The sequence below is a fragment of the Mycobacterium sp. genome, from assembly GCF_039583805.1.
GTDB lineage: Bacteria > Actinomycetota > Actinomycetes > Mycobacteriales > Mycobacteriaceae > Mycobacterium.
The window spans coordinates 1-4734 of record NZ_JAVKSH010000161.1 but is presented as its reverse complement, the minus strand read 5'-3'; the positions used below and the strand labels follow the sequence as shown (position 1 = coordinate 4734).

Annotated in this window: 3 protein-coding genes and 2 pseudogenes; 2 read left to right on the top strand and 3 right to left on the bottom strand. The window is 68.7% G+C overall.

What is annotated here, in order from left to right; translation table 11 throughout:
- Together ABDW21_RS16185 and pgsA are read right to left on the bottom strand one after the other, a co-directional pair.
- Nucleotides 1–317: helix-turn-helix transcriptional regulator (locus tag ABDW21_RS16185; protein ID WP_343603222.1), on the bottom strand; the 317-nt coding region annotated here is incomplete at its 3' end.
- Between the two features lie 86 nt (nucleotides 318–403).
- Nucleotides 404–1000 carry a CDP-diacylglycerol--glycerol-3-phosphate 3-phosphatidyltransferase gene (gene pgsA / locus ABDW21_RS16180; protein ID WP_343603220.1) on the bottom strand — a complete coding sequence of 199 codons (597 nt, stop codon included), beginning with the start codon at nucleotides 998–1000 and terminating at the stop codon, nucleotides 404–406.
- A gap of 56 nt (nucleotides 1001–1056) precedes the next feature.
- Between pgsA and ABDW21_RS16175 the strand changes: the two genes are divergently transcribed.
- On the top strand, nucleotides 1057–1563 hold the full coding sequence (locus ABDW21_RS16175; RefSeq protein WP_343603218.1) for an amino-acid N-acetyltransferase: 507 nt from the start codon (nucleotides 1057–1059) through the stop codon (nucleotides 1561–1563).
- 63 nt (nucleotides 1564–1626) lie between these two features.
- On the opposite strand, the pseudogene ABDW21_RS16170 reads toward ABDW21_RS16175, so the two are convergent.
- Nucleotides 1627–4235 (bottom strand): annotated as a pseudogene (locus tag ABDW21_RS16170) (DNA translocase FtsK).
- Between the two features lie 277 nt (nucleotides 4236–4512).
- Here ABDW21_RS16170 and ABDW21_RS16165 point away from each other — a divergent pair.
- Nucleotides 4513–4686: pseudogene (locus ABDW21_RS16165) on the top strand (DNA processing protein DprA); the annotation flags it as partial.
- Nucleotides 4687–4734 lie beyond the last annotated feature (48 nt).

The window sequence follows — 4734 nt, the reverse complement described above, 5'->3', positions numbered from 1 at the left end:
TAAGCCAGAGCCAGCGACGCCACCGGCGGGATGACCACCTTGGTGCTGGGATCGATGGAGGCTGCGGTGGCGGCGGTGCCTTCGTGCCGGGCCAGGTCGCCGGCGGCGTCGGCCAGCAGGTCGGACAACGACACGTCCAGCGCGTCGCAAATCGCGTTCAGCAGCTCGCTGGAGGCCTCCTTGCGTCCGCGCTCGACCTCCGAGAGGTAGCCCAGGCTGACCCGCGCCGTATCGGACACGTCACGCAGCGTCCGGCCCTGCGTGGTCCGCGACCGGCGCAGCACGTCGCCGATGATTTCGCGCAGCAGTGACGGCATCGGGCTCTCCTTCGTCCGGTCGGCCGACAAATGGGGGATCACCGGGTAGAACGCCGACCGCGGCCGGTTGGTTCCCGCGAGTCAGCTCATCGAGTGGCCGTCCGCCCGCGCGCGTCGCGCACGGCGGATGCCACGTAGTCCACGCCGGTGACCACCGTCAACACCAGCGCGACCGCCATCACCGCCGACGCCGCCACCAGCCACGACCCCGACAGCGGAAGCACAAACAAGCCGATCGCCACCGCCTGCACGAGCGTCTTGAGTTTGCCGCCCCGGCTGGCCGGGATCACGCCGCGATGCAGCATCACAAACCGCAGCACCGTGATCCCGATCTCGCGGGTGAGGATCACCACCGTCACCCACCACGGCAGGTCGCCGAGCATCGACAAACCGATCAACGCCGCCCCGATCAGCGTCTTGTCCGCGATCGGGTCGGCCAGCGTGCCGAAGTCGGTGACCATGCCGCAGTTGCGGGCCAGCGCGCCGTCGAACCGGTCGGTGATCACGGCAACCGCAAAGACGACGAAAGCCGCTATGCGGCTTACGGTTTCGTGGCCGTTTCCGGCGAAGAGCGCAAGCAGGAAGACCGGGACCAGAACCAGCCGCAGCAGGGTGAGCAGGTTGGCGAGGTTGGTGACAGGCACACGCCGGACCGTCGGACCGGTTTGAGGCTGTCCCGACACGGCCAACAGAATATCTGCTGTCCACCGGTTAAGCCGAAACCGATACTCTCGCAGCCGTGAATTCAGCGGTGGTCCGGCACGCAAGCACCTCCGACGTCCCGGCGATCAAGCAGCTGGTGGACACCTACTCCGGCAAGATCCTGCTGGAAAAGAACATGGTCACGCTGTACGAGGCGGTGCAGGAATTCTGGGTGGCCGAACACCCGGACCGTCCCGGCGAGGTGGTCGGCTGCGGGGCGCTGCACGTGCTGTGGTCGGATCTGGGCGAGGTGCGCACCGTGGCGGTCGCTCCGGACATGACGGGACGCGGTATCGGGCACGCGATCGTCGACCGGCTGCTGCACGCCGCCCGCGATCTGGAGCTCAAGCGGCTGTTCGTGTTGACCTTCGAGACGGAGTTCTTCGCCCGGCACGGGTTCGCCGAGATCGAGGGCACCCCGGTCACCGCCGAGGTGTACGAGGAGATGCGCCGCTCCTACGACCTCGGCGTCGCCGAGTTCCTGGACCTGAGCTACGTCAAGCCGAACATCCTGGGCAACTCGCGGATGCTGCTGGTGCTGTGATCGCCGAACGTGAACGGGTTGCGAAAATTCGCGCGGATTTTCGCAACCGTTTCACGCTCGGCGCTACTCGGGGTCGTCGTCCCCGATACCGCGGACCGACGCCAGGGTGGTGGCCAGCTCGTCGGGTTTGACCAACACGTCGCGCGCCTTGGAGCCCTCCGACGGCCCGACGATGCCGCGGGTCTCCATCAGGTCCATCAGCCGTCCGGCCTTGGCGAAGCCGACCCGCAGCTTGCGCTGCAGCATCGAGGTGGAGCCGAACTGGCTGGACACCACCAGTTCCACCGCCTGCAGGAACACGTCCATGTCGTCGCCGATGTCGGGGTCGACGTCTCGGCGCTCGCCGCTGGTCTTGGCGGTGGTGACGCCCTCGGTGTACTCGGGTTCGGCCTGGTCCTTACAGGCGGTGACGACGGCGTGGATCTCCTCGTCGGTGATGAACGCCCCCTGGAAACGGATCGGTTTGCCGGCCCCCATCGGCAGGAACAGCCCGTCGCCCATCCCGATCAGCTTCTCCGCGCCGGCCTGGTCGAGGATCACCCGGCTGTCGGTCAGCGAGGACGTCGCGAACGCCAGCCGGGACGGCACGTTGGTCTTGATCAGCCCGGTGACGACGTCCACCGAGGGCCGCTGGGTGGCCAACACCAGGTGGATGCCGGCGGCGCGGGCCTTCTGGGTGATCCGCACCACGGCGTCCTCGACGTCGCGGGGCGCGGTCATCATCAGGTCGGCCAGCTCGTCGACGATCGCCACCACGTAGGGGTAGGGCCGATATTCGCGGTTGCTGCCCAACGGCGTGGTGATGGCGCCGGATCGCACCCGGTCATTGAAGTCGTCGATGTGACGCACCCGGGAGGCCTGCATGTCCTGGTAGCGCTGTTCCATCTCGTCGACCAGCCAGGCCAGCGCGGCTGCGGCCCTCTTCGGCTCGGTGATGATCGGGGTGATCAAATGCGGGATGCCTTCGTAGGGCGTCAGTTCCACCATCTTCGGGTCGATCAGAATCATCCTGACCTCTTCGGGGGTGGCGCGGGCCAGCAGCGACACCAGCATGGAGTTGACGAAGCTGGATTTGCCGGACCCGGTGGAGCCGGCGACCAGCAGGTGCGGCATCTTGGCCAGGTTGGCCGAGATGTATTCGCCCTCAATGTCTTTGCCCAATGCGATCACCAGAGGATGGTGGTCGCGCCGAGTCTCTCGCGCGGTCAGCACGTCGGCCAGCCGCACCATCTCGCGGTCGATGTTGGGCACTTCGATACCCACCGCGGATTTGCCCGGGATGGGGGCAAGCATCCGCACGCTCTCGGTGGCCACCGCGTAGGCGATGTTGCGCTGCAGCGCGGTGATCTTCTCCACCTTGACCCCGGGCCCCAGCTCCACCTCGTAGCGTGTGACGGTGGGCCCGCGGGTGCAGCCGGTGACCGCGGCGTCGACCTTGAACTGTTGCAGCACCGACGTGATCGCCTCGGCGATGTGGTCGTTGGCCGCTGTGCGCCGCTTCGGTGGATCGCCCGCGATCAGCAGGCTCAACGACGGCAGCGTGTACGGTCCCTCGACGACCCGGTCGATCACCGGGGTGTCGCTCGGTGACGCGGCGCGACGCCTGCGCAGCACCGAGGGCTCCGGCACGGTGGGGGCGTCATCCGCGCTGACCGGGTCCTCGCGCGACGGCCACGTCTGCGCCTCGTCGTCACCGTAAGATGCCGGGTCGTCGTAGTAGCCGTCGGAAAAGTCCTCGGCCGCAGGATCTTCGGCGCCGTCGTCGTAGTCCGGCTCGGCGAAACGGCCGCGGTCGAACATCGCGGTGCCGAACATCGACCGCACCGTCTCGGGCACCTCGCGGATCGTGGTGCCGGTCAGCAGCAGCACGCCGAAGAGCGCGCCGATGAACAGCAGCGGCGCGGCGATCCACACGGTCAGGCCCTCCGAGAGCGGCCCCCCGATGGCGAACCCGACGAAGCCCGCCGCGTGGCGGCGTGCCTCCGGGGCGTCCGGCGAGCCGGACCATAGATGCCATAGACCCAGAAACGGCAGCGCGACCATCGTCGCGCCGAGGACCAGACGCGGCCGCGCCTCGGGATCGGGCTCGGTGCGCATCAGCATCACCGCCACCGCGGCGACGACCACCGGCAGCAGGACGACCGCCGACCCGATGAACGTCCGCAGCACCGAATCGACCCACGCGCCGACCGGGCGGGCGGCGTCGAACCAGGAGCTGGCGGCGATCACCACGGCGAGCGCCAGCAGCGCCAGCGCGATCCCGTCGCGGCGGTGGCCCGGGTCGATGTCGCGGGCCCGGCCCACCGACCGCGCCGCGCTGCCGGCACTCTTGGCGAGCACCAGCCACGTCGCCCGCATCGCTCGTCCGCAGCGCAGGCCGGTGGCGACGACCAGCGACAGACGGCGCCGCCGCGCCGGCCGTCGGCGGCCCGCGGCCGGCCGTGCCGCCCGCGGTCCGCTCCGCGTGGTGGCCTTTGACCTGCTGGTTCGGGCGCCGGATCGGGTGGCGGTCTTACTGGGCATGCCAGCAAGACTAGTCGCAAATACATCATCTGCACCATCCGCCACACGCGTTACCGGAATGTGCCCCTCGGACGACCAGCTCGCCGCAGTAAGGTGAGACGCCTTTGCCGGTCGTCACACGCGTGTTGGTGATTCAGTATGCGCGGCAGACGTTTCGGGTTGGCGGCCCCGCCCCGCTGCCGCGGACCGGGCTCAGACTGTCCGCCGTCGTCGATCGGGCGCCTCCGGCATGAGCGTGAGTACGGGGATTTCAGTGTGAGTACAGGGCGGAGCTCCTCGGCGTGTCGTCGCCCTCAGCTCACACTCGGCGTGGAAGGCCGCCATGGATGCACACTCGACGTCCAGGACGCCCACTCGACCGTCACGCCACCCGTCGGACGTGGTTTCGGTTGCCGCCAGCACGGGGGTCGATTGCCGGTTGCTAACGAAGGTCAGGTTTATGAAGCACTACCGGGCCGCGGCACGGTGACCGTCGATCAGATCGCCGTCGCATCCGGGCTGGCCCCGGCCCAGGTGTTCGGGCCGCTGGCGATGCTGGAGGTCGCCGGCCTGGCGCAGCGACGCGACGGCGGCTGGGGAATAGTCCGGCCGAACCGGTAGCCCAGTCGGAGGCCAAAGCCGCTGCGGCGCTTTCCCCGTCGAGGTGGT